This is a genomic window from Streptomyces sp. NPDC012510 (assembly GCF_042955065.1).
Taxonomy (GTDB): Bacteria; Actinomycetota; Actinomycetes; order Streptomycetales; family Streptomycetaceae; genus Streptomyces.
The window spans coordinates 144,816-170,085 of the sequence record NZ_JBIBEN010000009.1 but is presented as its reverse complement, the minus strand read 5'-3'; the positions used below and the strand labels follow the sequence as shown (position 1 = coordinate 170,085).

General features: G+C 72.8%; 16 protein-coding genes and 1 pseudogene. 10 read left to right on the top strand and 7 right to left on the bottom strand.

Going from position 1 to position 25,270, the window contains the following annotated elements; all coding sequences use genetic code 11:
- The first annotated feature begins 66 nt into the window (after positions 1-66).
- Entirely contained in the window at positions 67-2,361 is a 2,295-nt protein-coding gene (locus ACFY9I_RS18995; protein WP_391002971.1) for an ATP-binding cassette domain-containing protein, read from the top strand.
- Positions 2,358-4,424 (top strand): ATP-binding cassette domain-containing protein, encoded by a 2,067-nt coding sequence (locus tag ACFY9I_RS18990; protein ID WP_391002969.1) that lies wholly within the window; start codon positions 2,358-2,360, stop codon positions 4,422-4,424. The genes ACFY9I_RS18995 and ACFY9I_RS18990 overlap by 4 nt, the downstream gene beginning before the upstream one ends.
- Here ACFY9I_RS18990 and ACFY9I_RS18985 read toward each other — a convergent pair.
- A pseudogene (locus tag ACFY9I_RS18985) lies at positions 4,347-4,820 on the bottom strand (LuxR C-terminal-related transcriptional regulator); the annotation flags it as partial. The gene ACFY9I_RS18990 and the pseudogene ACFY9I_RS18985 overlap by 78 nt on opposite strands.
- Before the next feature lie 328 nt (positions 4,821-5,148).
- Between ACFY9I_RS18985 and ACFY9I_RS18980 the strand changes: the two are divergent.
- Positions 5,149-7,290 (top strand): SpoIIE family protein phosphatase, encoded by a 2,142-nt coding sequence (locus tag ACFY9I_RS18980; protein WP_391002967.1) that lies wholly within the window; start codon positions 5,149-5,151, stop codon positions 7,288-7,290.
- A gap of 383 nt (positions 7,291-7,673) precedes the next feature.
- Here the strand turns inward: ACFY9I_RS18980 and ACFY9I_RS18975 are convergent, their stop codons facing one another.
- Positions 7,674-9,080: an alpha-lytic protease prodomain-containing protein gene (locus ACFY9I_RS18975; protein WP_391003204.1), complete on the bottom strand. Its 1,407-nt coding sequence runs from the start codon at positions 9,078-9,080 to the stop codon at positions 7,674-7,676.
- Positions 9,081-9,372: 292 nt separating this feature from the next.
- Between ACFY9I_RS18975 and ACFY9I_RS18970 the strand changes: the two genes are divergently transcribed.
- The 5 genes from ACFY9I_RS18970 to ACFY9I_RS18950 all read left to right on the top strand — a co-directional run bounded on the left by ACFY9I_RS18970 (position 9,373) and on the right by ACFY9I_RS18950 (position 16,515).
- Positions 9,373-9,789, top strand: coding sequence for a hotdog domain-containing protein (locus tag ACFY9I_RS18970; RefSeq protein WP_391002965.1), 417 nt, complete (start codon positions 9,373-9,375; stop codon positions 9,787-9,789).
- A 500-nt stretch (positions 9,790-10,289) separates the two neighbouring features.
- Entirely contained in the window at positions 10,290-10,505 is a 216-nt protein-coding gene (locus tag ACFY9I_RS18965; RefSeq protein ID WP_391002963.1) for a type A2 lantipeptide, read from the top strand.
- 116 nt (positions 10,506-10,621) lie between these two features.
- Positions 10,622-11,428, top strand: a complete 807-nt coding sequence (locus tag ACFY9I_RS18960; protein WP_391002961.1) for an HlyD family efflux transporter periplasmic adaptor subunit — start codon at positions 10,622-10,624, stop codon at positions 11,426-11,428.
- 25 nt (positions 11,429-11,453) lie between these two features.
- Complete coding sequence (locus ACFY9I_RS18955; RefSeq protein WP_391002960.1) at positions 11,454-13,691, top strand: NHLP family bacteriocin export ABC transporter peptidase/permease/ATPase subunit; 2,238 nt, start codon at positions 11,454-11,456, stop codon at positions 13,689-13,691.
- 1 nt (position 13,692) lies between these two features.
- A complete protein-coding gene (locus ACFY9I_RS18950; RefSeq protein WP_391002958.1) occupies positions 13,693-16,515 on the top strand; it encodes an NHLP bacteriocin export ABC transporter permease/ATPase subunit in 2,823 nt (940 codons plus the stop codon).
- Here ACFY9I_RS18950 and ACFY9I_RS18945 read toward each other — a convergent pair.
- Positions 16,512-17,303 carry a MerR family DNA-binding transcriptional regulator gene (locus ACFY9I_RS18945; protein ID WP_391002956.1) on the bottom strand — a complete coding sequence of 264 codons (792 nt, stop codon included), beginning with the start codon at positions 17,301-17,303 and terminating at the stop codon, positions 16,512-16,514. The two genes, ACFY9I_RS18950 and ACFY9I_RS18945, sit on opposite strands and share 4 nt — an antisense overlap.
- A gap of 58 nt (positions 17,304-17,361) precedes the next feature.
- On the opposite strand from ACFY9I_RS18945, the gene ACFY9I_RS18940 reads away from it, so the two are divergent.
- A complete protein-coding gene (locus tag ACFY9I_RS18940) occupies positions 17,362-18,579 on the top strand; it encodes an erythromycin esterase family protein (protein ID WP_391002954.1) in 1,218 nt (405 codons plus the stop codon).
- Positions 18,580-18,660: 81 nt separating this feature from the next.
- Here the strand turns inward: ACFY9I_RS18940 and ACFY9I_RS18935 are convergent, their stop codons facing one another.
- The 4 genes from ACFY9I_RS18935 to ACFY9I_RS18920 form a co-directional block, all read right to left on the bottom strand.
- Positions 18,661-19,905, bottom strand: a complete 1,245-nt coding sequence (locus ACFY9I_RS18935) for an MFS transporter (RefSeq protein ID WP_391003202.1) — start codon at positions 19,903-19,905, stop codon at positions 18,661-18,663.
- A gap of 225 nt (positions 19,906-20,130) precedes the next feature.
- Positions 20,131-21,600: an ABC transporter permease subunit gene (locus ACFY9I_RS18930; protein ID WP_391003200.1), complete on the bottom strand. Its 1,470-nt coding sequence runs from the start codon at positions 21,598-21,600 to the stop codon at positions 20,131-20,133.
- 299 nt (positions 21,601-21,899) lie between these two features.
- On the bottom strand, positions 21,900-23,393 hold the full coding sequence (locus ACFY9I_RS18925) for an ABC transporter substrate-binding protein (protein WP_391002953.1): 1,494 nt from the start codon (positions 23,391-23,393) through the stop codon (positions 21,900-21,902).
- A gap of 132 nt (positions 23,394-23,525) precedes the next feature.
- On the bottom strand, positions 23,526-24,077 hold the full coding sequence (locus ACFY9I_RS18920; RefSeq protein ID WP_391002951.1) for a GNAT family N-acetyltransferase: 552 nt from the start codon (positions 24,075-24,077) through the stop codon (positions 23,526-23,528).
- Positions 24,078-24,240: 163 nt separating this feature from the next.
- Here ACFY9I_RS18920 and ACFY9I_RS18915 point away from each other — a divergent pair, with 163 nt between their 5' ends.
- Positions 24,241-25,263 carry a Ppx/GppA family phosphatase gene (locus tag ACFY9I_RS18915; RefSeq protein ID WP_391002949.1) on the top strand — a complete coding sequence of 341 codons (1,023 nt, stop codon included), beginning with the start codon at positions 24,241-24,243 and terminating at the stop codon, positions 25,261-25,263.
- Positions 25,264-25,270: the final 7 nt, after the last annotated feature.

The window sequence follows — 25,270 nt, the reverse complement described above, 5'->3', positions numbered from 1 at the left end:
CTCTCCCCTGTAGCGGGAGGGGCCGTCCGGGGCTCACTCAACCGGTCACCCCACGTCAGGACGGGTATGCCGACCCTCTTCGAAGCCGGTGCCCCCGGCCCTGCCGCCGCGTCCGTCCCGCTGCTGCGCTCGACCGTCCGGCGTTCCGGCCCCCGTTGCACGGTCCTGGCCCTCGTGGCCGTGGCCGCCACGGGGGCGAACCTGTTGCTGCCGGTCGCGCTGGGCCGGGCCCTCGACCTGCTGCTCGCCGGCGACCCGGACGGTTCGCGCTGGGTGCTGTGGTGCACCGCGCTGGTGCTCGCCCTCGCCGTGCTGGACGCGGTCGAGACCGTGGTCGGCGGCACCACGACGGCCCTGGCCACCGGATGGCTGCGCCACCGGCTCGTCGGCCATGTGCTGGCCGTGGGGCCACGAGCCGTCGGCCGGTTCGGGCCGGGGGACCTGGTGGCCCGGCTCGTGGGGAACGCGGCCCAGGCGGGGACCGGGCCCACCACGGTGGCCGCGCTGCTCGCCGGGCTCGCCGCGCCGGTGGGCGCGGTGGTGGCGCTGGGGCTGATCAGCCCCTGGCTCGCGGTGGTGTTCCTGGTCGGCGCCCCGCTGCTCGTCCTCCTTCTGCGCGCGCTCGCCCGGGACTCCTCCGTGTGCGTGACCCGTTACCAGCGGGCCCAGGGCCGTATCGCGGGCGGCCTGGCCGAGGCTGTCGCCGGCTTCCGCACGATCGCCGCCGCCGGAACCGCCGACCGGACCGTCGCCCGCGTCCTGCGCCCCCTGCCCGAACTGTCCCGTGAGGGCCACCGCATGTGGCGGGTCCAAGGCCGCGCCGCCGCACGCGCCGCCGCCGTGGCCCCCCTGCTGCAACTCGGCGTCGTGGCCACCGCAGGCCTCCTCCTGGCCCGACACCACCTGACCGTGGGCGAGTTGCTGGCCGCCTCCCGCTACGCCGTCCTGGCCGCCGGCGTCGGCGTCCTCGTGGGCCAGCTCTCGGGACTGGTCCGCGCACGAGCGTCCGCCCACCGACTCGACGAGGTACTGGCGGAGCCGGCCATCGCCTACGGCGACCGCGCGCTGCCACCGTGGGGGCCGGGCCAGGCGGAGCCCCACGGGCCCTCCGGGCCAAGGGCTCCGGAAAAGCCGGGCCCCCTGTCCGGCCGGGTACATCCGGAGAAGCCAGGCACGTCCGATGGGGGAAAGGCGGAGTCGTCCGAGCCCGCCCAGCCGGGAGAGCCGGGATCGAGCGAGCCCGCCGAGCCGGGGGAACCGGAGTCCAGCGAGCCCGCCGAGCCGGCGGAGCCGAAACCGAGAAAGCGCGCCACGTCGGCAGAGCTGAAACCGAGAAAGCGCGCCACGTCGGCAGAGCCGAAGCCCGGCAAGCCCGCCCAGCCGGAGGAGCACGAATCCGCCGGGCGGGAGTGCCAGTGGCTGGGGAGCACATCCGAAGAGGACCGACCACACCCCGACGTGCCACACGGGCCGGGGTGGGCGGGACCGCGCGGCACCCCCCGGCCGGGGCGGCTGGAGCTGTGTTCCGTGACCGTGCGTCGGGGTGGGCGCACGCTGCTGGACGGGGTCGATCTCGTCGTACCGGCCGGGAGCACGCTCGCCGTGGTCGGACGGTCGGGTGCGGGCAAGTCGCTGCTCGCGGCCGTCGCCGGGCGGCTGGCGGACCCGGACGAGGGAGAGGTACGGCTCGACGGCGTACCCCTGCGCGTGCTGACCCGCCGGGAGCTGCGCCGAGCGATCACCTATGCCTTCGAGCGCCCGGCCCTGCTGGGTGACACCGTCGAGGACACGATCGCCTTCGGCGTACCGCGCCCCTCTCCGGCCCGCGTCCGGGAGGCCGCCCGCGCGGCCCACGCCGACGTGTTCGTACGCCGCCTGCCCGACGGCTACGCCACCCCCTGCTCCGAGGCCCCTCTGTCGGGCGGTGAGGCCCAACGCCTGGGTCTCGCACGGGCGTTCGCCCGCGACAGTCGTCTCCTCGTCCTCGACGACGCCCTCTCCAGCCTCGACACCGTCACCGAACACCACATCACCGAAGCCCTTCTGCACCCCACGACCAGCGCCGGCCGCCTGGTCATCGCCCACCGCGCCGCCACGGCCGCCCGCGCGGACACGGTGGCGTGGCTGGAGGAGGGGAGGGTGCGAGCGGTCGGCGCGCACACGGAGTTGTGGCGGGTGGCTGAGTACCGGGAGCTGTTCGGGGCGGGGGGTGGGACCGGGCCGGAGGGTCGTGCCCGGGCAGCGACGGGCAGTCGGCTCCCGACGGAGGACGGCGCCCGCGTATCCAGCGGCGAAGGGCGTGCGGAGATCGCTCACGAGGGCACCTCGCCGCACGACCCGACGGGCGGAGGCGGGCGATGAAGGGCGGCCGGGAGCGGCGTCGTCCGGCCGGTCGGCCGGAGCCCGGCCCGTCGGCCGGACGCGCCGGACCGGCACAGGCCGGCCCCACCGGCGAGCCTGGGGTCTCCCCATCCCTCACCCGGAGTCGAGGCGGCACCGCGACGGCGCGACGAGCGGCCCCCGCGCCCGGCCTCGCGCGTCGCGGGCTCCGCTTCCTCCGGCACCGCACCCGAGTCGTCGTACGCCTGGCCCTGTGGTCGGTGTTGGAGACGGGCCAGACGTTTCTCATGGGGTACGCCCTCGCGCGCGCCCTCGACGACGGGTTCCTGGCCGGACGGGTGGGCGTCGGGCTGGGGTGGCTCGGCGTCGGGGCGGGGGCCGTCGTGATCGGGGCGTTCGGGACCGGACGGGTGTACGGGTGTGTGGCGGCCCTGGTGGAGCCGTTGCGGGACGGATTGGTGCGGGGGGTGGTCGAGCGGGGGGTGCGGGAGGCGGACGGCGGGGCCTTGTCCGGGCTGACCCAGCAGGTGGAGATCGCCCGGGACACCTTCGCCGGCCTGGTGATGGTGTCGCGCTCGTTCCTGTTCACCACCGCCGGAGCGCTCATCGGGCTGTTCTCGCTGGCCCCGCCGCTGCTGCTCGTCGTGGGACCGCCGCTCGTCGTCGGCGTGGGCCTCTTCCTCGCGACGCTCGGGCCGCTGGCCCGCAGGCAGGAGACGTTCCTGGTCGCCGACGAGGCGCTCGCCGACCGGCTCGGCGCCGTCTGCCCGGGGTTGCGGGACATCACGGCAGCCGGGGCCGAGGACCTCGTCGCCACCGACGCCGGTCGACTCGTCGAAGCCGAGTGCCGCGCCGCGCGCTCGCTGGCCCGCTGGGGCGTCGTACGCGTCGCGTCCCTCGCGATCGGCGGCCAACTGCCCGTCGTCCTTCTCCTGGCCGCCACCCCCTGGCTCCTCGCTCACGGAGTCACCGCGGGCGCCCTGATCGGCGCCCTCGCCTACGTCACCCAGTCCCTCCTCCCCGCCCTGCAGAACCTGGTCCACGGCCTGGGCACGAGCGGTTCCCGGCTCGTGGTGGTGCTGCGCAGGCTGGCCCCGCCGAACGAGCGGCCGCAGCCGACGAACCCGCCGCACCACCAACCACGACCGACGAAGCCGCCGCACAGCCCGCCCGCCGACGCCCTCGCCCTCTCCCGGGTCACCTTCGCCTACGGTTCCTCCGGCACCCCCGTCATCGACGACCTCAGCCTCCGCGTTTCCCATGGCACACACCTGGCCGTCGTCGGTCCCAGCGGTATCGGCAAGTCCACCCTCACCGGCGTCGTCGCCGGTCTCCTGCGCCCCCGGCGCGGCACCGTCCACTTGTGTGGGCACCCGGTACCCGGTGTCACATCACACGCACACCGGGTTCTCATTCCGCAGGAGGCGTACGTCTTCAGGGGATCCCTCGCAGAAAACCTCGGTGAGCTACGGCCGAAACCCGTGCCCGAGCAGGAGCTGTGGGCCGCCGCGGAGGCGGTGGGACTCTCCGAGGTGATGGTCCGACTGGGCGGACCGGCGGCCGAGGTCGAGCCGGGCGCGCTGTCGGCCGGAGAGCGGCAGCTGGTCGCGCTGGCGCGGGCGTACCTGTCGTACGCCTCGGTCGTGATCCTCGACGAGGCGACCTGTCACCTGGACGCGGAGGCGGAGGAGCGCGCGGAGCGGGCCTTCACCCGGCGGCCGGGTACGACACTCGTGGTGGTCGCCCACCGCGTCAGCTCGGCCCGGCGCGCCGAGCGAGTGCTGGTCATGGACGGACGGCGCGTAGCGTACGGGGAGCACGACGAGTTGCTTGCGCGCTCCCCGCTCTACCGGGACCTCGTCGGCGCCTGGTCACCCGTACCGGAGCCGTGCCCGCCCGCACGCCCACCCGGTGGGCGTGCCTCAGAGCCAGCCCTCCCCCTGCGAGATCCGGATGGCGTCGATCCTGTTGCGCGCCCCGGTTTTGCGGGTGATGGCAGCCATGTAGTTGCGCACCGTCCCGTGGGAAAGGTGCAGACTGCCCGCGATCTCGGCGACGGAGGCCCCCTCGGCGGCCAGGGATAACACGCTCAGCTCGCGCCGTGTCAGCGGCATTTCGGCGGCCTTGAGGAAGCCGAAGCCGAGGGAGTCGTCGACAAAACGTTTCCCTCGGGCGACCTCGCGGATCGCGGCGACCAGCCGCTCCGGAGAACCCTCCTTGTCGACATAGCCGAGGGCCCCGGCCTCCGCCGCCCGCTTCAGCAGTCCGGGTCTGCTCGCCTGGGCGAGCACCAGGAGCGCGGGGGCCGGCCCGCCCGCCCCCCGCAGGTCCGCGAGGGGCGGGATGCCGACCGCGTCCGCGCAGTCCAGGTCCGCCGCGCAGACGTCTGGCCGCAGGGAGCGGACGCGCCCCGGCGCCGAGCGCCAGGACGCGTCCTCCACCACCAGGTCGGGTTCCTGGCGGAGCCACTCCGCCAGCACCGATCTGACCAGACACTCGTCGTGCACGAGAAGTACCCGGATCACGTTCGCCCCTCCGCCTGTCGGCTGCCGTTTCCCTCCGCTTCAGCGCGTGCCCATTGTTTGCGTCCCCGACCGCGCCAGGGCGCGAAGAACCAGCCAACGGGGTGCGAGGGGGCGCACTCGCGGCGCCTGTGCGCGAGTGCGCGCATCACCGAGGGGGCATGCCCGGGGCGAGAAGGGGTATAGCGGTTCGTCCCCCCGCAGGGTGCTCGCCGTGCGAGGGCGGCCTCCGAGGAGGAGCCTGGACCCTGGGGCCGTCACTCGGCCGTGCGAGGAGGTGGTCGGCATGCCCGTCCGTGCGTCCCGGGGGCGGACAACCGTGGAGACCACCCGCGGCGGCCATCCGCTGCTGTCGCTGGCGCTGGCCGCGATGATGGACGACGTCCAGGCCCACTCCGGCGCCGTCTATCTGCTGACGCCCGACGAGCCGGTCCTGGAGATGGCGGTCATGGCGGGACTGCCGAGATCGTTCGCCGCGCCGTGGGAACGGGTGGCACTCAGCGCGCCGATCCCGGTCTCCGAGGCCGTACGGGGGCGCCGGCTGGTGTGGGTCAACGGCGAGGAGCAGATGGCCCGCCGCTATCCCCGCATCGCCATGGTCCTGCCCTATCCCTTCGCCCTGGCCGCGCTTCCGGTGGCCACCCACGACACCACCTACGGCGCCGTCTTCCTGACCTGGCCCGGCTCGCACCCGCCGGAGCTCAGTGATCGCGAGCGGGACCAGTTGACCTCGGCCTGCGACCGGCTCGCGATGCGGATGCGGCGCGCGGAGGACGAGGGCCGGCCCGTGCTCCCCGAGCCGGACCTGTCGGCGCCCTCCACGACCACGGTCGCCGGGACGCTCGGCACGGTGGAGGCGGCGCGCATGGTGGCACGGCTGCCGTACGGGATGTGCGCGCTCGACCTGCACGGACGGATCACCTTCGCCAACGCGGCGACGGCCGAGCTGCTGGGCATCCCGGTGAGCGGTCTGCTGGGCACCCAGTTGTGGGCGTCCGTGCCGTGGCTCAACGACCCCGCCTACGAGGACCGGTACCGGGCCGCGCTGATGAGCCAGCACGTGACGTCGTTCGTGGCGCTGAAACCACCGAGCGACTGGCTGTCGTTCCGGCTGTACCCGGGGTCGAACGGGTTGAGCGTACGGATCTCGCGGGCTCGCGCGGTCGCCGAGGCCGAACACGCCGCGCGACTGGAGGGCGACGGTACGGGCCGCCTGGTGACCATCAACCACGTACTGGCGCTGGCGAGCGCGTTCACCGAGGCTGCTGATGTGCGGGACGTGGTGGAGCTGGTCGCCGACGAGATCGGCCCGGCCATCGGCAGCCAGGCCCTGGTGATGCTCGGTTCACGCGCCGGGAGGCTGCATGTGCTCGGGCACCGCGGCTACGCGGACCCGCACCTCGTGGAACGCTTCGACGGCATGCCGCTCACCGCCCCCACGCCCGGGGCCCACGCCCTGAGCACCGGTGTGCCCGCCTTCTTCGAGTCGCGGCAGCAGTTGGAGCACCTCTATCCGGTCCGGCGGGAGCCCCGGGACGGGCTGAGCGCCTGGGCGTACCTCCCGTTGATCGCCTCGGGACGGCCGGTGGGCACCTGGGTGCTCGGGTACGCGCAGCCGCATCCTTTCCCGGCCGACGAGCGCGCGGTGCTGACCAGCCTGAGCGGTCTCATCGCGCAGGCGCTGGAGCGGGCCCAGTTGTACGACGCGAAGCTGCAGGTGGCGCACGGGCTGCAGGACGCCCTGCTGCCGCACTCGCTGCCGTCCATCCCCGGTATCGAGGCGGCCTCGCGCTATCTGCCGGCCACCCGGGGCATGGACATCGGCGGTGACTTCTTCGACCTGGTGCTCTCGCACGGACGGGCCTCGGCCGTGATCGGCGATGTGCAGGGGCACAATGTGACGGCGGCCGGCCTGATGGGGCAGATCCGCACGGCGGTACGCGCCTACACCACCGTCGGACAGGCACCCGAGGACGTGATGAGCAGCACCAACCGGCTGCTGATCGACCTCGGTTCGGAACTGTTCGCCAGTTGTCTGTACCTGCGGCTCGACCCGGTGCACGGGACGGCCGTCATGGCGCGGGCGGGACATCCGCCGCCGTTGCTGCGGCGGCCGGACGGGAAGGTGAAGGTCCTGGACCTCGCCGGAGGTCCGCTGCTGGGCATCGACGCGGCGGCGGCCTATCCGACGACCGAGGTGGCGCTGACCGGGGGTTCCGTACTTGCCCTCTACACCGACGGACTGATCGAGTCGCCCGGTGTCGACATCGAGGACGCGCTGGCCGGTCTCGGGGAGCGGCTCGCGGCGGCCGGGGAGGGGCCGTTGGAGGAGCTGGCCGACAGTCTCGTGCGGGAGATCGGGGCGGCGGAGGAGCGGGCCGATGATGTGGCGCTGCTTCTGCTGCGGGCGGCTGACGCCAGCGGCTGACGCCGGGTGACACCGCGCTGCGTGGGGTCGTTCGTCGGCTGTTGGTCTCGTCGGGGCTGATCCGCGCTGATCACGGCAGGTCGCGGACGGTCGCGGACGGTCGGCATGGTCAGCCGGACGGACGGACGCGGCCGGTCGCGCCGACGCGGTGGAGCCGCAGGTCGACACGGTCCCAGGCCCGTCGGAAAGCTTCGCCATCTCGCGGTTCGTGCCTTGGACTCTCCGGACGCGAATCGGTCCGGCCCTCCCGCCGGAGGGCCGGACCGGTCCACCTGTCGGCCGCAACCGCTGTGGTGCGGCCTCGGGTGGGTCGTGGGGCGACGGCCCGGGGGTCAGTGGCCGCTGAGCTCGGGGCCGTCGTCCACGTCTTCGGTGGCGTCCACCTACCGCTCGACGCCCTGCTCGTCGACGCCCTGGTCGTCGACACCCTGCTCGTGCTCCTGGCCCGCACCGGCCGCGGCACCCGCGTCGCCCGCACCGGCCGCGTCGCCCGCACCGCCGGCGGCGGCCTCTTCCTCACCGGCACCGGCTGCGGCGGCACCTTCCTCACCGGCACCGGCACCGGCTGCGGCGGCACCTTCCTCGCCCGCGCCCGCCGCGGCGGCACCTTCCTCACCGGCACCGGCGGCGGCACCGCCGTCGGCCTCCTCGCCGGCGCCCGCGGCGTCACCGGCACCGCCGGCCGCCTGCTCGCCGGCGCCCGCGCCGCCTTCGCCGAGGGTCGCGCCGACCGCCGCGAGGGCGGTGGTGACCGGCTGGAAGAAGGTCTCGCCACCGACGGTGCAGTCGCCGCTGCCGCCGGAGGTCAGACCGATGGCCTGACCGTCCTCGGTGAACAGCGAGCCGCCGCTGTCGCCGGGCTCGGCGCAGACGTTGGTCTGGATGAGGCCGGTGACGGTGCCCTCGGGGTAGTTCACCGTGGCGTCGAGGCCGGTGACCTGGCCGTCGGCGAGACCTGTGGTGCTGCCCATGCGGAAGACCTGGAGGCCGACCGTGGCCTCGCCGGCCGCGTTGATGTCGACCGTCTGACCGTTGCCGAGGTCGACCGTGCTGGCCGCCTGGGTCGCCGGGTCGTTGTAGTTGACCAGGGCGAAGTCACCGGCGCCGGGGAAAGTGGCGGTCGCGGCGTCGACGGTTCCGATCGGGGCGCCGCCCTCCTCCTCGGACCACTCGGCCTCGGCGACTCCGCAGTGACCGGCGGTCAGGAAGGCGGGGGCGCCTTCGGCGTTGAGGACGTTGAAGCCGGCCGAGCAGCGCGCTCCGCCGCCGAAGATGGCGTCGCCGCCCTCCAGGAAGGTCTTGAACGTGCCGGCGGACTTCTTGATGGTCGCCATGCCCGAGCCGAGGGACTTGACGGTCGACTCGATGGTGTCCCAGTTCTCACCCGTGACCGTGGAGTCTGCGGTGACCTGGATCTTGTTGGTGCGGGGGTCGATCGCCCAGGCGGTGCCCGGAACGGTGGCCTCCTTCTTCAGCGTCGCCGCGCCCTTCTGGAGCTCGGACCAGCTGTTGTCGACCTCGCGGACCTCCGCGCCGGCCTGCTTGGCCTGGATGATCACGTTGTTGTCGTCGCCGTCGATCTGCAGGCCGTCGATGACGTTGATGATGAGCTGCTGCTCGCCCGAGTCGTAGTACGCGCCTGCGAACGCGTCACCGAGCAACTCCTGGAGCTGGGAGGCGAGGTCCGAGGCGTCGCTAGCGGCGAGCGTCTTCGGGGCCGTCTTGTTCGACTCCGTCTGCGACGCCATCGCGTTCGGCAGGATGAGGGCCGCCGCTCCGAGTGCCGCCACACCGCCTGCGGCTATGAAGGCCTTGCGCTTGGTGGCTCGTTTGTGACTCAACTCTTGACCTCCTGGGGACGGGGTCCGTGCCGCCGTCCGGCGGGTGAACTGGGGGCGCCTGGTTGCCAGTTGGTACGGACGGTTCCGGTGGGGTGTTCAACGCTCCACGAAAAGATTCCGACCTTCCGTTTCGCAAAGCGCGCTACGCCCGCAGTTCGCGTGCCATTTCACGACTTCCCGCCCGCGCGGGCCCGCGAAGGGCTCGCGTTCCCCCGCGCGGAGTCAGGGGAACGATGCCGGCATGACTCTCACACCCTCCGAAGCCGACCAGATCCTCACCGCCCACTTCGCCCCCTGGGTGCTCGATCTGGGCCTCACCACCGTGGAGTCGGACGAGGGCCGCGCGGTGCTGCGGCTGCCGTGGTCCGACCGGCTCGCGCGCGAGGGCGGCGCCCTGTCGGGTCAGGCGCTGATGGCGGCGGCCGACACGGCGACGGTCATCGCGGTGTCGGCGGCGCGTGGCTCCTTCGTACCGATGACGACGGTTCAGCAGTCGACGAGCTTTCAGCGGGCGGCGGTCATGGGTGAGGACGTACTCGTCGAGGCGGTGCTCACCCGACTCGGGCGCCGGATGGCCTTCGCCGACATCTCGATGACGACGGCCGGTTCCGGAGAGCTGGCGGCACGAGCGAGCACGGTTTACGCGCTCTTGGAGTGACAAGGCCGTATTCCTGGGGGCGAATGGACGCAACTCGACGGACGCTCAATACGTGCAGCCATCGGCCGGTAGCGATCTGTTGGTGTCTCCGGCGCGAAAACCGGCTTCAGGGAATCTCCACACCGAATGCCCAGCGAAGTCACGGCGGGTGAGGGATCTGCACACCGGTTCCCGGCCTGTCGCGCCTTTGAGGCGGACTGTCCATTTCGTTTCCCGGCAGGCAATGAATGGCGTATGACGATGCCGGGATCCGTGTGAAGAAGCTGCCCCCAAGGCGTGCCCGATCCTGCACGGATGAGCCCTCATCGTCACCAAGTGCGCTGGTGGGAGCCCCGGTTGATTGGAAGTGGGCGTCGGCGATCTGCTTTGATCCATCGCACCGCAGGGGCTTCCGGGCTCTCGGAAACGAGAACTGGGCACCCGCGTGCGCGGCCGTCGTTCTGTCCCCAGAAGGGGGCCGCTCCCCCCTTATGAATAGCTATACGAAGGGAAGTTCCAACATGAACTCCACCCCCCAGGTCGAGACCGCCGAGATCTCCGACGCCGCCCTCGACGCCGTCTCCGGTGGCCTGTCGGTCAACGCCGTCGGCACCGTCACGGGCCTGGTGGACGGCGTTGCCCCGGTTTCCGGTCTGGCCGGCACGGTCGTCGAGACCGTCGAGGGTGCGACCGGTCTGAACACCGCCCCGGTCACGAGCCTGGTCGCCGGTCTCTGATCGACTCGTTGATCGAGCCCTAGCGCCGCTGAGTCCCGGAACCGCCTGACCGGTTCCGGGACTCTCGGGTGCCCCGAACGTCCTCCGTCTCCACCCGCGCAGGTGAGGGAAGTCCCGTGCAGTTCCGCCAGCAGGCCCTCGCCAAGCTCCAGTCACCGGAGGAACTCGACCTGCCGGTGCGCTTCGCCCGCCCCCAGGGCTGGCTGGTGCTGTCCGTTACGGTCGTCGCCATGGCCGCCGCGTCCGTGTGGGCCGTCACCGGCTCCGTCACGTCCACGGTCAGCGCACCCGCCGTCCTCACCCACGGCCAGGGCAGTTACATCTTGCAGAGCCCGGTCGCCGGCCAGGTCACCGCCGTCCTCGCGAAGCAGGGCGAGCGGCTGCCCGCCAGGTCCCCCGTGCTCAAGGTCGCCACCGCCGACGGCGAGACCGTCGTACGGTCCGTCGCGGCCGGCCGGGTCTCCGCGCTCGCCGCCACGATCGGCCAGATCATCCGGAGCGGCGCCGATGTCGCGGCCGTCGAGAAGGTCTCCGGCGCCGACGACCCGTTGTACGCGACGGTGTACGTCCCCGCCGAGAACGCCGCCTCGATCCCGGAGAACGCCCGGGTGGACCTGACCGTCCAGTCGGCGCCCACCGAGCGGTACGGCGTGCTGCGCGGCCACGTGCGAAGCGTGGACCGCACCGCGCAGACCCCCCAGTCGATCGGCGCGTTCCTCGGTGACAGCCAGCTCGGCGAGCAGTTCACCAAGAAGGGCCGGCCGGTGGCCGTCACCGTACGGCTGGACCGTGAGGCGTCGACCGAGTCGGGCTACAAGTGGTCCTCCAAGGACGGGCCGCCGTTCGAGCTGACCTCCATGACCATGGCCACCGGTTCGATCAGGATGGCCGACGAACGCCCGATCGATTGGCTGCTCCCGTGACCTCCTCCATCGATCGGCTGCTCCCATGACCGCACCCCAGGGCACCGCGCGGCCACCCGCGCGCGGCAGACGCAAGGCCGCCCCGCGGAGACGCCCCGTGCCCAAGGGCAGGCACAGGACCGTCCGCACACCGACCGTGCTGCAGATGGAGGCCGTCGAGTGCGGCGCCGCCTCACTCGCCATGGTCCTCGGCCACTACGGGCGGCACATCCCGCTGGAGGAGCTGCGGATCGCCTGCGGCGTCTCCCGGGACGGCTCGCGCGCGAGCAACCTCCTGAAGGCGGCCCGCGGTTACGGCCTGACCGCCAAGGGCATGCAGATGGACGTGGCCGCCCTCGCCGAGGTGAGGGCACCGGCCATCCTCTTCTGGGAGTTCAACCACTACGTCGTCTACGACGGCATGGGGCGCCACCTAGGCCGGCGTGGCGTCCACATCAACGACCCCGGCAAGGGGCGCCGGTTCGTGCCGATGGAGGACTTCGACTCCAGCTTCACCGGAGTCGTCCTCGTCATGGAACCGGGCGACGGCTTCCAGAAGGGCGGCCGCAGGCCCGGTGTGCTCGGCGCCATGCCCGCCCGGATGCGCGGCACCGCCGGCACGCTGCCGGCCGCGGTTCTGGCGAGCCTGCTCCTCGTGGCGGTCGGCGCGGCGGTCCCCGCGCTGAGCCGCACCTACATCGACATGTTCCTGATCGGCGGCCAAACCTCCCTGCTGGGTGTGCTGTTCGCGTCGATGGGCGCGTGCGTACTGCTCACGATCCTGCTGACCTGGCTGCAGCAGGCCAACCTGCTGCGCGGCCGTCTGATCTCCTCGACCCTGTCCAGCGCCCGCTTCCTGCGGCACCTCCTGCGGCTCCCGGTCACCTTCTTCTCCCAGCGCAGCCCCGCCGACCTGGTCCAGCGGCTCCAGTCCAACGACGCGGTCGCCGAGACCCTGGCCCGCGATCTCGCCGCCGCCGGTGTGGACGCGGTCGTGGTCGTCCTCTACGCCGTCCTCCTCTACACCTACGACCCACAGCTCACCTTCGTGGGCATCGCGGTGGCGCTGCTGAACGTGGTGGCGATGCGGGTGGTGATCCGGCTGCGCGCGACCCGGACGGCCAAGCTGCGGGCCGACAACGCCCGGCTGACCAACACGGCGTACACGGGCCTGCAGCTCATCGAGACGATGAAGGCGACCGGCGGCGAGGAGGGCTACTTCCGCAAGTGGGCGGGGCAGCACGCCACCACGCTGGAGGAGCAGCAGCGGCTCGGGGTGCCGAGCGCCTGGCTGGGTGTCGTCGCCCCGACCCTCGCGACGCTCAACAGCGCGCTGATCCTCTGGATCGGTGGGATGCGCGCGGTCGAGGGCCATATATCCGTTGGCCTGCTGGTCGCCTTCCAGGCCCTGGTCACCCGGTTCACCGCGCCGATCACCCGCCTCAACGGCGTCGCGGGCCGCATCCAGGACTTCGCGGCCGACGTGGCCCGGCTCAAGGACGTCGAGAACTTCCAGGCCGACCCGCTGTACGCCCGCCCGGACGCCGCCGAGTCCACTCGTCGGCTGCACGGCCACGTCGAACTGGAGAACATCACCTTCGGTTACAGCCCCCTGGACAAGCCCCTGCTCACCGGCTTCGACCTCACGGTGGGCCCCGGCCGGCAGGTGGCACTGGTCGGCGGTTCCGGCAGCGGCAAGTCGACCGTGTCCCGGCTGATCTCGGGGCTGTACGCCCCCTGGGAAGGCGTGATCCGTATCGACGGGCAGCGGCTGGAGGACATCCCCAGGGGAGCACTGGCCGCCTCGGTCTCCTTCGTCGACCAGGAGGTCTTCCTCTTCGAGGGCACGGTCCGCGACAACGTGGCCCTGTGGGACCCGTCCATCCCGGACGAGGCCGTGGTGGAGGCGCTGCGGGACGCCGCCCTGTACGACGTGGTGACGCGCCGGCCCGGCGGTATCGACAGCAGGGTCGAGCAGGACGGACGGAACTTCTCCGGCGGTCAGCGCCAACGCCTGGAGATCGCGCGGGCGTTGGTACGCAGGCCCAGCATCCTCGTCCTCGACGAGGTGACCAGCGCGCTCGACGCGGAGACCGAGCTGGTCGTCATGGACAACCTGCGCAAGCGCGGCTGCGCCTGTGTGGTGATCGCCCACCGGCTCAGCACGGTCCGCGACAGCGACGAGATCGTCGTCCTGGAGCACGGCACGATCGTGGAGCGCGGCCGGCACGAGGAGCTGGTGGCACACGGGGGCGTGTACGCCCGGCTGGTCAGGGAGCGTTGAGATGACGTCGGTACCCGTGGAGGGCGACCTCGTCCTCGGTGCGCTCGGTGCCATGGGCACGCCCCTCGACTGCTCCGGCCACACCCGTCTCGACCTCGAAGGCCCGCAGACCCTGTGGCTGGTGGCCTCCGGCGCCCTGGACCTGTTCGCGGTGGACGCCGTCCAGCAGGGTCACTGGCACCATCTGGGCCGTCTCGAAGCGGGCTCGCTCCTGCTCGGGCCGGTCGCCGGGCCCCAGCACACCCTGGTGGCGCGTCCGCTGCGCGACTGCGTGGTCCGGCGCATCGGGCTGCGTGAGCTGTACCAGCGGGTGGACACCGAGACCTGGTCGTACGACGCCTGGGGCAACCCCCAACTGGTTCCGCCGCGGACGAGCCCGCTGGAGTACGCCCTCGCGCTGGGCGTGGGGCGTGGACTGTCCATCCTCTTCCAGGCGCCGATGGCCGACGAGCAGGCCGCCGCGCCCACCGACGACGACGTGTTCTGGATGCAGGTGCCGCCCGGCAGTGTCCAGTACGGCTCGTTGTACGGCGCGGAGGCGGCGGCCGACCTGCTGATGGACCCGGGGGTCTGGCAGAGCATGGTCGACCAGCAGTACCGGCTGCTCGCCACGCTGGACCGCTGGATCGAGCAGCTCGAGCGCACCCACGAGGACCGTACGGCCGCCGGGATCAAGGCCGGCGAGGCCGTTCGTGCCCAGGCCGACCGCACGCTCCTCGCCTCCATCGGCAAGTCCTCCGCGAACCGGCGTACGACGGCCGCCGACGCGGACGCCACGTACGCGGCCTGCCGGCTCGTCGCCCGGGCGGCCGGGATCGCCCTGTCCGAACCCGCGCAGAGCGGCACCGAGAGCGACCGGCTCGACCCGGTGGAGCGCGTCGCGCTCGCCTCCCGGGTCCGCGTGCGCGCCGTACGCCTCACCGGGAGCTGGTGGCGGGAGAACGTGGGCCCGCTGCTCGGGCACCGGGCCCTGTCGGGCGCGCCGGTGGCGTTGCTGTGGCGGCGCGGCGGTTATGTGGCCGTGCAGCCGTCGTCCGGTCGGGAGACGCCGATCGAGAAGGCGAACGCGGCGGAGTTCGAGCCGCGTGCCGTGATGTTCTACCGGCCCCTGCCCGAACGGGTGCTCACCCCGGTGCGCCTGATGCGCTTCAGCCTCCACGGCACCGGCGGCGACATGACGGGTCTGCTGCTCAGCGGCCTGGTGACGGTCGTGCTGGGCTCTCTCGTGCCCATCGCGACGGGCAAGATCCTCGGCGAGTACGTGCCGAAGGCGCAGGAGGACCTGATCGTGCGGGTCTGTCTTGCGATCATGCTCGCGAGCGTGGTGTCGGCGGCGTTCCTGCTGCTGCAGAACCTGACGATCCTCCGTCTGGAGGGCCGTATCGAGGCCACCCTCCAACCGGCGGTCTGGGACCGTCTGTTGCGGCTGCCCACCAAGTTCTTCGCCTCCCGCTCGACCGGTGAACTGGCCAGCGCGGCCATGGGCATCAGCGCGATCCGCCGCACCCTGGCGGGCGTCGGCCCGGTGGTCGTCCAGTCGGTGACCGTCGGTGCGGTGAACCTGGCGCTGCTGCTCTGGTACAGCGTGCCGATGGCCCTGGCGGCGATCGGCATGCTGGTGGTCGTCGCCGCCGTCTTCCTCGGCCTCGGCCTGTGGCAGGTCCGCTGGCAGCGTCGTCTGGTCGTCCTGAGTAACAAGCTGAACAACCAGGCCTTCCAGACCCTGCGGGGCCTGCCGAAGCTCCGGGTGGCGGCCGCCGAGAACTACGCGTACGCGGCCTGGGCGGGCGAGTTCGCGCGCAGTCGGGAGCTGCAGCGGAAGGTCGGCGGCATCAAGAACCTCAACACGGTGCTGGGCGCGGTGTATCTGCCCCTGTGCACCCTGCTGATGTTCATGCTGCTGGCCGGCCCGGCACGCGGCTCGATGTCGGCGGCGGAGTTCCTGACCTTCAACACGTCGGTGACGATGCTCCTGACCTCGGTCACCCAGCTGACGGGCGCGTTCGTCTCGGCGGTGGCGGTGCTGCCGTTGTTCGAGGAGATCAAACCGGTGCTGGAGGCGACCCCGGAGGTCCGCACGGCGAGCACGCGCCCGGGAGTGCTGTCGGGGGCGATCGAGGCGCGCCGCCTCTCCTTCCGTTACGCGGACGACGGCCCGCTGGTGCTGGACGACGTGTCGTTCTCCGTCGAGCCGGGTGAGTTCGTGGCGATCGTGGGGCCCAGCGGCTGCGGTAAGTCGACGCTGCTGCGTCTGCTCATCGGCTTCGACAAGCCGGTCTCCGGGAGCGTCCTGTACGACGGTCAGGACCTGGGCGCCCTGGACCGGTCCGCCGTACGCCGGCAGTGCGGTGTCGTCCTCCAGCACGCCCAGCCGTTCACCGGCTCCATCCTGGACGTCATCTGCGGCACCGAGCCGTTCACGCCCGAGGAGGCGATGGCGGCGGCCGAGATGGCGGGCCTCGCCGAGGACATCAAGCGCATGCCGATGGGCCTGCACACCATCGTCCAGGGCAACGGAGCGATCTCGGGCGGCCAGCGCCAACGCCTGATGATCGCCCAGGCCCTGATCCGCCGCCCCCGGATCCTCTTCTTCGACGAGGCCACCAGCGCGCTCGACAACGAGACCCAGCGCACGGTCATCGAGAGCACCCGCGCCCTCAACGCCACGCGCGTCGTCATCGCCCACCGCCTGTCCACGGTCATGGACGCCGACCGGGTGGTGGTCATGGAGGACGGCAAGGTCGCGGAGGCGGGGCCGCCGGAGCAGCTCCTGGCGAACACCGGCGGCCGCCTGCACGAACTGGTCCGCCGTCAGATGGCCTAGGGAACCCTCGTGGTTTCGTCGGCGGGCGGCTCCCCTGCCTGTCCGCGTTCGCGCAGGTACCCCTCCAGTTCGGCGGCCCCGGTCAGCATCGCCCGCCCTCGGGCGGACAGTCGGCCGTGCCAGTCGCGCAGTACGGTCTCCAGCGGCTCCAGCCCGCCGGCCTCCCGCACCTGGGCGATCAGTGGTGCGATCCGCTCCAGCAGGTACCCTCCGCGCCTGAGTTGGTGGGTCAGCCGAGCGTCCCGTACGGCGGCCTCGTCGTAGACGCGGTAGCCGGTCAGCGGGTCGCGGAGGGGACGCACCAGGCCGGCCCGCTCCCATTTACGCAGGGTCGCGGGCCGGATGCCGAGCTTGCCCGCCAGCGGCCCGATGAACGTGCCGCCGGGCGCGGACCCCACGGCCGGCTCGTGCCGCGTTCCGGGCTCGGACGCCTCGATCGGCCCGAGGTCCCGCAGGGCGCTCTCCACGGCCTGGAGGGTGCGGCGGTCGTCGAGGAGTTGGGCGTGGCTCTCGTCGATGAGGCGGAACGCCTCGTCGGTCGCACCCTCGTTCACCGCCCGCATGATCGATGTCGCCGTCCGGTGACCGTGGCCGGGCACCAGGGCGAGGAACGCGCGCAGGGCCACCGTGTGCAGCGAGGTGTAGACGCGGTAGCCATGAGGCGTGCGCTCGGCCACCGGAAGGATGCCGGCCTCCTCGTAGTTCCTGACCGCCTGCGCGGACAGACCGTGCCCGCGCGCCAGGTCGACCGGCCTGAGTCGCTGACCGCTTTGAAGGTTCTTCCTCATGGTCCTGCCGATATCGCGCCGAAGTTTCAACGGAAAGTTCAACGATACCGTTGAGGCCATGGCTACCGACATCAAGGAAACCATCCATGCCGTGGACGCCGCCGCCCTCATGGGGCTGCTCGGCGACCGGCCCCGACTGCTCGCCCTGGGCGAGCCCACCCACGGCGAGGACACGTTGCTCGAGCTGCGCAACGAGCTCTTCCGGCAGCTCGTGGAGCGGGAGGGCTACCGGACGATCGCGATCGAGAGCGACTGTCTGATGGGCCTGGTCGTGGACGACCACGTCTCCTCGGGCACGGGCACCCTCGACGAGGTCATGGAGCGCGGGTTCAGTCACGGGTGGGGCGCGTCCGCCGCCAACCGCGAACTCGTGCGCTGGATGCGGGCGTACAACGACGGCCGGCCCGTGTCAGAGCGGGTTCGCTTCGCCGGTTTCGACGGGCCGCTGGAGATCACCGGCGCCGCGAGCCCCCGACAGGCCCTCACCGCGCTCCACGGCTACCTCTCGGCCCAGGTGGACGCGCGCCTCCTCCCCTGCACCGCCGAAACGCTGGACCGTCTGCTCGGCGCCGACGACCGGTGGACCGACGAGGCCGCGATGACGGACCCGGCCCGGTCCGTGGGGCGGTCGCCCGAGGCCTCCCGGCTGCGACTGCTCGCCGACGATCTCGTGGCCCTGCTCGACGAACAGATGCCGCACCTGATCACGGCGACCACGCCGGACGACTGGGACCGGGCGCGCCTGTACGGGCGCACCGCCACCGGTCTGCTGCGCTACCACCACTGGATGGCCGATACGTCACCGGCCCGCATGACCCGGCTGCTGGGTGTGCGGGACCGGATGATGGCCCACAATCTCCTCGCCGTCGCCTCCCGGGGGCCGGCGCTGGTCCACGCCCACAACGCCCATCTCCAGCGGGAGAAGAGCTCGATGCGGACGTGGGAGGGGCCGGTGGAGTGGTGGAGCGCCGGCGCGCTGGTGAGCGCCCGCCTCGGCGAGCGGTACGCCTTCGTGGCCACGGCCCTCGGCACGATCCGGCACCACGGGGTGACCACACCGCCGCCGGACACCGTCGAAGGACTCCTGTACGCGCTCCCGGAGGACCGCTGCCTCATCGACGCCCCCCGACTGGCCGCGGCCCTCGACGACACACACCGCGAACCACGCGTGTCCCCCTGGTTCGGCTACTCCCCACTCGACCCGACCCACCTGGCGGGCAGCGACGCCCTGCTGTTCCTCAAGGACGTCCCACCGCCCCGGGACTACGAAGGATGACGCGAACCGTTGGGGCGTGTCCCGGTGCGGCGAGGGTGCGTGGCAGGCCTCGGGCGGCAGACGGGACTATCGCGAGACACCCTAGTGGCGGGCCCGATCGTCGGTGCGGGGGATCAGGGGGATCGACGCGAGCGGGATCGCGGCGAGGACGAGCCACGGCACGGCCGCCGGCAACCCGGCGTCCATGAGGGAACCGGTGCCGGCGCTCCCGAGAAGGACGATCAGCCCGGAGACGGAGGACAACGCCCCGGTGTAGAGCCCGAGCCGCCCCTCGGCGGCGAGATCGGGCACCCAGGCGCGGGCGGCCGGGGCGACGAGCATCTGCCCCAGGGTCAGGAGCACGACGAAACCGGCGGCGGGCAGCAACCCTGCGTACCCCGTCCACGCGGCCGGCCGCGCCACGGCCACCACCAGGAACCCGGCGGCGATCAGCGACAACCCGCCCGCCATGGACCCACGCGGGTCGAGCCGGCCCGCGGCCCAGCGTGTCACCGGCAGCTGCGCGGTGACGACGAGCAGCGAGGACAGCCCGAACAGCCAGGCCAGCGCGGTCTGTGAGCCCGTGGCGCGCTCCACCTCGTCGGGAAGCAGGAGGTAGAGCTGGTTGTAGGCCAGGAGATACGCCCCGTACGCGCAGCACAGCGCCAGGAACCGGCGGTTGCGCAGCAGGCCGCCGGCGCCGCCCTTCATCTCGACGCGCCGACGTCCCGGGATGTGCTGCGGCAGCAGCCAGACGTGCCCGGCGAGGACGAGCACGAAGACGCCGGCGCCCGCGAGGCACACCACCCGGAAGTCGGCGGCGAGCAACAGCGCCCCGATGAGCGGTCCGACGAACGCCCCGGCCTGGCCCGCCACCGTGAACAGGGCGAGGATGCTCGTACGGGGTCCGTTGCCCGACTCCTCCCAGGCCACCGCCTGCCGGGCCACTTCGGACTCGACGGCCGGGGAGAACAGCGCGGCGGCGAAACCGATCAGGAGCACCGAGCCGATGACCGACCAGTCCGCGTCCGCGTGCCCGAGCCACGCGAAGCCTGCGATCCGCAGCACGCACCCCGCCAGCACCACCGGCCGCACACCGTAGCGGTCGGCCAGCGCACCGCCCACCACGAACAGGCCCTGCTGGCTGAAGGTCCGCAGCCCGAGCACGAAGCCGATCATCCAGCCGGCCATGCCCATGGCCGTACCGAGGTGCTCGGCGAGGAACGGCAGCACGGCGAAGAAGCCGACGTTGAAGGCGAGTTGGGTGAGGATCAGCAGCCGGAGCAGGGGGTTGAGCCTCGCCCAGGTGCCGCGACGGGAGGCCTTGTCCCCGGAGCCTTGGCCCACGCCCACTCCGGATGCGTCACCCGAGGCCCGCTCCCCGGGCACCACTGGCTTCTCCGACGTCCCGTTCGCCCACCGCTGTTCGGCCACCTCGCCCACCGTCTGCCTCTCCGACACGTCACTCACCACTTGTCCCTTCGCCGCCGCGCTCGCCGCCCGCCTCCCGTTCGCGGCGCATGTCGCCCCCTCCGACGAGGGCGCCCGCTCGGTCGCTGCCGAGGTGCTCGGTCATCCGGTGTCTCCGACGGTCGTGGCAGCGGCCGGCTTCGGCCCGCGTACCGCCCCGGCGAACGGGCGGCGCGGCAACCGCACCCCGCCGGCCGCCGTGACCGCCAGCGCGCCCAGCAGGGCGAGTGCGGTGGCGGGGGCGAGGACGGTCCAGGGTGCGCGTTCCGCGTACGGCTGGTTCTCGGCGAGGAGGAGGCCCCATTCGGGGCCCGGGGGCTGTGCGCCGAGGCCGAGGAAGCCCAGAGAGGTCAGGGCGAGGGCCACACCGGGCAGCCGGAGGAGGGCATGGCGGGCGACGGGCGGCAGGACGGCCGGGAGCAGTTCGCTGCGGAGCAGGTACACGCCGCCCGCGCCCAGCCCCTTGGTCGCCGTGATGTGCGTCGTGGCCCGCTCCTGTTCGAGGAGGGCAGTGGTGTGCGCCGCGAGCGGCACCCAGGCGACGGCGGCGACGGCCAGCGCGGGCGTCGCCGCTCCGCTCCCGGCGACCCCGGCGACCAGCAGGCCCGCGAGGACAGCCGGTACGGCGTTGACGGTGTCGACGAGGGGTCCCGAGAGGCGGGGCAGCAGCCCGAGCAGCACGCCGGTCAGCAGCGCGGCCACGCTGATCGCGACAGCCAGGGCGAGGGTGGTGAACGCGCCGTGGCCGATCCGGGCGAGGAGGTCGCGGCCGAGCGCGTCGGTTCCCAACGGATGCCCCAAGGAAGGGGGTTGGAGCCGTGCGCCGGTGTCCAGGGCGAGCGGGTCGCGGGTCAGGCCGACCACGACGACGCCGATGAGCAGGGTGCCGTAGAGCAGAGGGGTACGGCGTGGTGCGGGCGGCCCGGGGCGGTGCAGGGAGTGGAGCGCGCCGTCGCGGAGGGCCGGGCCGATGAGGAGGGGGGCGGCGAGGCGGGCGAGGGCGCCGACGACGGCGGCAAGGAGGACGAGCGCGAGGGTGCCGGCCTGGAGGACGGGGAGATCCTGGGCGACGGCGGCCTGGAGGGTGGTGCGGCCGAGGCCGGGTATGTCGAAGACCTGCTCGACGGTGACGGCGCCGCCGGTGAGGCCGACCACGAACAGTCCGATGTTGGGCAGCAGTCCGGGTACGCACCGGCGGACGGCCTGGCGGGCTGTGGCCCGCCCGGGTATGCCGCGTGCGGCGGCGGCCAGGGCCCAGGGTTCGGCGAAGGCGCCGGGCAGCAGGTCGTCGAGCATCCGGCCGAGGAGCGCGCCGGCGGGCAGACCGAGGGCGAGGGCGGGCAGCACCATCCACTGCGGCCCGTACCAGCCGAGCGCGGGCAGCCAGCCGAGGTGCACGCCGACGACGACGGCGAGCACCGAGGCGGTGAGGAACTCCGGCAGCGCGGCGAGCATCGCGGCCGCGCTGCCCCCGCCGCGCCGTTCGTCGAGGCGGCGGTGCGCGCCGAGCCACAGGGTGCGGGCGCAGACCGCGGCGGCCGTCGTCGCGGCGACGACGAGCGCGGCGGCCATCAGCAGCAGGGACACACCGAGGGCCTGGACGACGGACGGGGTGACCTCGGCGCCGGAGATCCACGAGCGGCCCGCGTCACCGTGCGCCAGCCCGCCGAACCACTCCCCCAGGATCCTGAACGGGCCCGTGTCGAGGCGGAGTTCGTCCCTTACGGCCGCCAGCACCTCCGGCGTCGGGTCGCGTTCGGCGGAGCGTGCCTTGAGGACCGTGAGCGCCGGGTCGGTGCGTGACAGCCAGGGCAGCAGGCCGATGCCGCACAGCAGGACGGCGGCGAGCAGGGCGCGCCAGAGTACCCGTATCAGCGCCGGGTCCCCGTTCCGACCAGGGTGCGCTCGTACGGGTCGAGGATCACGCCCCGCACCGAGCCGCCGACGCCGGTGATGATCCGCTGGTGGACGAGCGGCACGGCGGCGTCGGTGGCGAGGATCGCCGCCTCGGCCTTCATGGCCGCCTGCTGCCGCTCGGCCGTGTCGGACTCCTTCGCGGCGGCGGTGACGGCCCGGTCGACCTTCTTGTCGCACAGCAGGGCGAGGTTGTAGCTGCCGTCGCAGGTGAAGTCGCTGGCGAGGATGGAGACGGGGTCGCCCGTGTCGAGCAGGGAGTTACGGGCGCCGACGAACGCGTCGAACTTGCCGGCGAGGGCGTCGCTCTCAAGGCGGGAGTACTCGCGGACTTCCAGCTTCACCTTGAATCCGGCCTTCTGGAGCTGCTGTTGGAGCACCTGGGCGACCTCGGGCAGTTCGGGCCGGTTGTCGTAGGTGGCGATGGTCACCGAGGTGCCGTCGGGGTCGGCGGCCTTCGCGCGCCCGGACGGTTCGACACGCCTTCCGGCGGCCCAGGTGACGGCGGGCCCGAAGACGCCGGCGCCGGCGTCGGCGTGCCCCTCGTACACGTCCTCGGCGAGGACGGAGCCGTCGACGGCCTCGCGGGCGGCGGCCCTGAGCTTCGGATCCTCGAAGGCGCCGCTCCTGGTGTTGAGGAGGAGGCTGGTGGTGCGGGTGGTGGCCGTCTCCCGCCGGGTGGCCTTGTCCAGGGTGGACGCCTGGGACACGGGGACGGCCTCGGCGATGTCGACCTGGTCGGTGCGCAGGGCGTTGGTGCGGGCGGCGCCGTCGGCTATGAACCTGGCGTCGACGCCGCTCGCCTGTGCGCGACCGCCCCAGTAGTCGTCGAAGCGGTCCAGGGTGGCCGCGGTGGTGCCGCTGACCTCGGTGACCTCGAAGGGGCCGGTGGCGGTGCCGACCGGGTTCACGCGCTTGCCGCCGTAGGCCTTGGCGGAGAGGATCGCGAGGCCGGGACTGGTGAGCCGGAGGGGCAGGACGGGGTCCGGGTCCTTCGTGGTGACGCGCACCTGACGGTCCCCGCTCGCCTTCGCGGTGAGGGTGATGCCGGACAGGGCGGCGGTGACCGGTTCGGCCTCGGTGGCATGGGTGAGGGCTGCGGCGACGGTGGCCGGGGTGACCTCGGTGCCGTCCTGGAAGCCGGCCTCCCGCAAGGTGAAGAGCCAGTTCCGGTCGTTCTCGCGCGTCCAGGACTCGGCGAGCGCGGGGGCGGCGGCGCCGTTGGCGTCCAGCCTGGTGAGGCCCTCGGTGACACCGAGGCGGCTGAGGAGGGTGGCGTCGGCGCCGTAGGGGGAGAAGTTCTCGGCGGGCGGGAAGGCGAGCGCCACGCGCAGCCGGGGGCCGTCGGCGGAGTCGTCGTCGGCGGCACCGCCGCCGGAGGCGAAGCAGCCGGTCAGCACGGGGGCGAGGAGCAGGCCGGCGACGACGCGGCGGCGGCGGGGAGAGCGCATGGTCCTTGGTTCCTTGTGGGGGCGGGTGCACGACCGGTGGGGCAATCGGTTCGGGACGGCCGGCAGGGCAGGACGGGACAGGACGGGGACGGGACAGGACGGGGACGCAGCCTACATGACAATCATTTCCATCTAGCTGACCAGGTCGCCGGTGAGCGCGGGCACCGGGATCTCGAAGTGCACGACCCGCTCCCCCGTCTCCTCGCGCTCGTCACACACCACGACGGCCCGGGAGAGCCAGAAGGCCTCGGCGCCGGGCACCGCGGGGTCGGTGTGCAGATAGACGGAGCGATAGCCGCCGTCAGCCACCGCGAAGTCGAGCAGCGCGGCGACCAGCCGCCGGGCCAGTCCGCGCCTGCGGTGCTCGGTGCTGACATACACACGGCGCAACTGGGCGGTCGTGCCGGACGGGTAACGCTCCGCCAGCCACAGAGGGTTGGGCGGATGGGCGGGACCTCGGGAGTCCAGGGCCCCGGTGGCGACGACCGCGCCGTCCCGGCTGTCGACCGCCACCAGGAGCACATGCCGCTCGGACGCGAGGTACGCGCCCCGCAGATCGATGATGTCGCCGTGCCAGCGTGGCACGTAGCCGCTGCCGAAGTCGCGGTAGACGGTGTCGAGCATCACCGCGCGGGCGCCGTCGAGGTCGCCGGGCCCTGCCACCCTGATGTCATAGCCATGCACCTGCACATCATATGCAATAACTCTGATCATTGTGATCAGGGGTGATCGGTCGCCCTCGGCCGGCGGGTGAGCGGATCGCCCGGGCGGCCGGTACATGACCGTGCGCCACCAGCCGCCGTACGGGACACGCGTGTTGAGGCCGTTACCGGGTACTCCGTCGGTCATGCGGATGAGCGTGGTGGATGTGGGATCGAACACCGTACGGCTCGTGGTGGCGGACGCCGAGGGCGGTGTACCCCTGCCGGTGCACACCGCCAAGTGGCGTCTGCGGCTGTCGGAGCAGGTGACCCACGGCGGCGAGGTGCCCGACGATGCGGTACGGCGGTTGTGCGACGCGGTCGCGGCGGCGGCGCGCACGGCGGAGCGCTGGGGGGCGTCGACCCCGCTGGCCTTCGCGACCGCCGTGGTGCGCTCCGCGCCGAACTGCCGGGACGTGCTGCGTGCCGTACGCGCCCAGACGGGGATACCGATCTGCACCCTGCCCGGTGAGGTGGAGGCGGAGCTCACCTTCCTCGCGGCGCGGCGCTGGATGGGCTGGCGGTCGGGTCCACTCGCGATGCTGGACATCGGGGGCGGTTCGCTGGAGGTGGCCTTCGGGCGGGGCCGGCTGCCGGACTTCGTGGCCTCACTGCCGCTGGGCGCCAACCGGCTGACGCACGAGTTCTTCCACGAGCAGGACCCTCCGTCGCCGGAGAGCATCAAGGCACTGCGGCGCAAGGTGCGCCATCAGCTACGGGACGCCTCCGCGCGCATCCGCTGGGAGGGGCCGCGAACCGCCGTCGCCACCTCGCGCACCTTCCAGCAGCTCTCCAGGCTGTGCGGATCCGCGCCGGGCCGCCGCGGGCCCTTCGCCGACCGGGAGTTGAGGCGCGAGGAGCTGGGGCGTGCGATCACCCGTCTCGCCGCCCTCCCGGCGGCCGAGCGGTCCACCCTGCCGGGCATCTCCGCGCCCCGTGCCAGGCAGAGCCTCGCCGGGGCGCTGGTCGGGCACACCACGATGAAGCTCGCCGGCCTGAAAGCCGTGACGATCTGCCCCTGGGCCATCCGCGAAGGTGTGCTGCTGCGGCACATCGAGGACGGCCCCGCGTGGTGGTCGAAGGTGACCCAGGAGATCGAGGACACCGGGCCGGGCGGTTCGGGCGCGGCGGGCGCCGTACCGCTGCGCCTCGCCGCGCCCGCGAGCTGACTTACAG

Excerpts from the sequence above, each read along its gene's own strand:
- ACFY9I_RS18995 (WP_391002971.1), top strand. The coding sequence starts at position 67 with ATGCCGACCCTCTTCGAAGCCGGTGCCCCCGGCCCTGCCGCCGCGTCC.
- ACFY9I_RS18990 (WP_391002969.1), top strand. The coding sequence starts at position 2,358 with ATGAAGGGCGGCCGGGAGCGGCGTCGTCCGGCCGGTCGGCCGGAGCCC.
- ACFY9I_RS18980 (WP_391002967.1), top strand. The coding sequence starts at position 5,149 with ATGCCCGTCCGTGCGTCCCGGGGGCGGACAACCGTGGAGACCACCCGC.
- ACFY9I_RS18970 (WP_391002965.1), top strand. The coding sequence starts at position 9,373 with ATGACTCTCACACCCTCCGAAGCCGACCAGATCCTCACCGCCCACTTC.
- ACFY9I_RS18965 (WP_391002963.1), top strand. The coding sequence starts at position 10,290 with ATGAACTCCACCCCCCAGGTCGAGACCGCCGAGATCTCCGACGCCGCC.
- ACFY9I_RS18955 (WP_391002960.1), top strand. The coding sequence starts at position 11,454 with ATGACCGCACCCCAGGGCACCGCGCGGCCACCCGCGCGCGGCAGACGC.
- ACFY9I_RS18950 (WP_391002958.1), top strand. The coding sequence starts at position 13,693 with ATGACGTCGGTACCCGTGGAGGGCGACCTCGTCCTCGGTGCGCTCGGT.
- ACFY9I_RS18945 (WP_391002956.1), bottom strand. The coding sequence starts at position 17,303 with ATGAGGAAGAACCTTCAAAGCGGTCAGCGACTCAGGCCGGTCGACCTG.
- ACFY9I_RS18940 (WP_391002954.1), top strand. The coding sequence starts at position 17,362 with ATGGCTACCGACATCAAGGAAACCATCCATGCCGTGGACGCCGCCGCC.
- ACFY9I_RS18930 (WP_391003200.1), bottom strand. The coding sequence starts at position 21,600 with ATGGCCGCCGCGCTCGTCGTCGCCGCGACGACGGCCGCCGCGGTCTGC.
- ACFY9I_RS18925 (WP_391002953.1), bottom strand. The coding sequence starts at position 23,393 with ATGCGCTCTCCCCGCCGCCGCCGCGTCGTCGCCGGCCTGCTCCTCGCC.
- ACFY9I_RS18915 (WP_391002949.1), top strand. The coding sequence starts at position 24,241 with ATGCGGATGAGCGTGGTGGATGTGGGATCGAACACCGTACGGCTCGTG.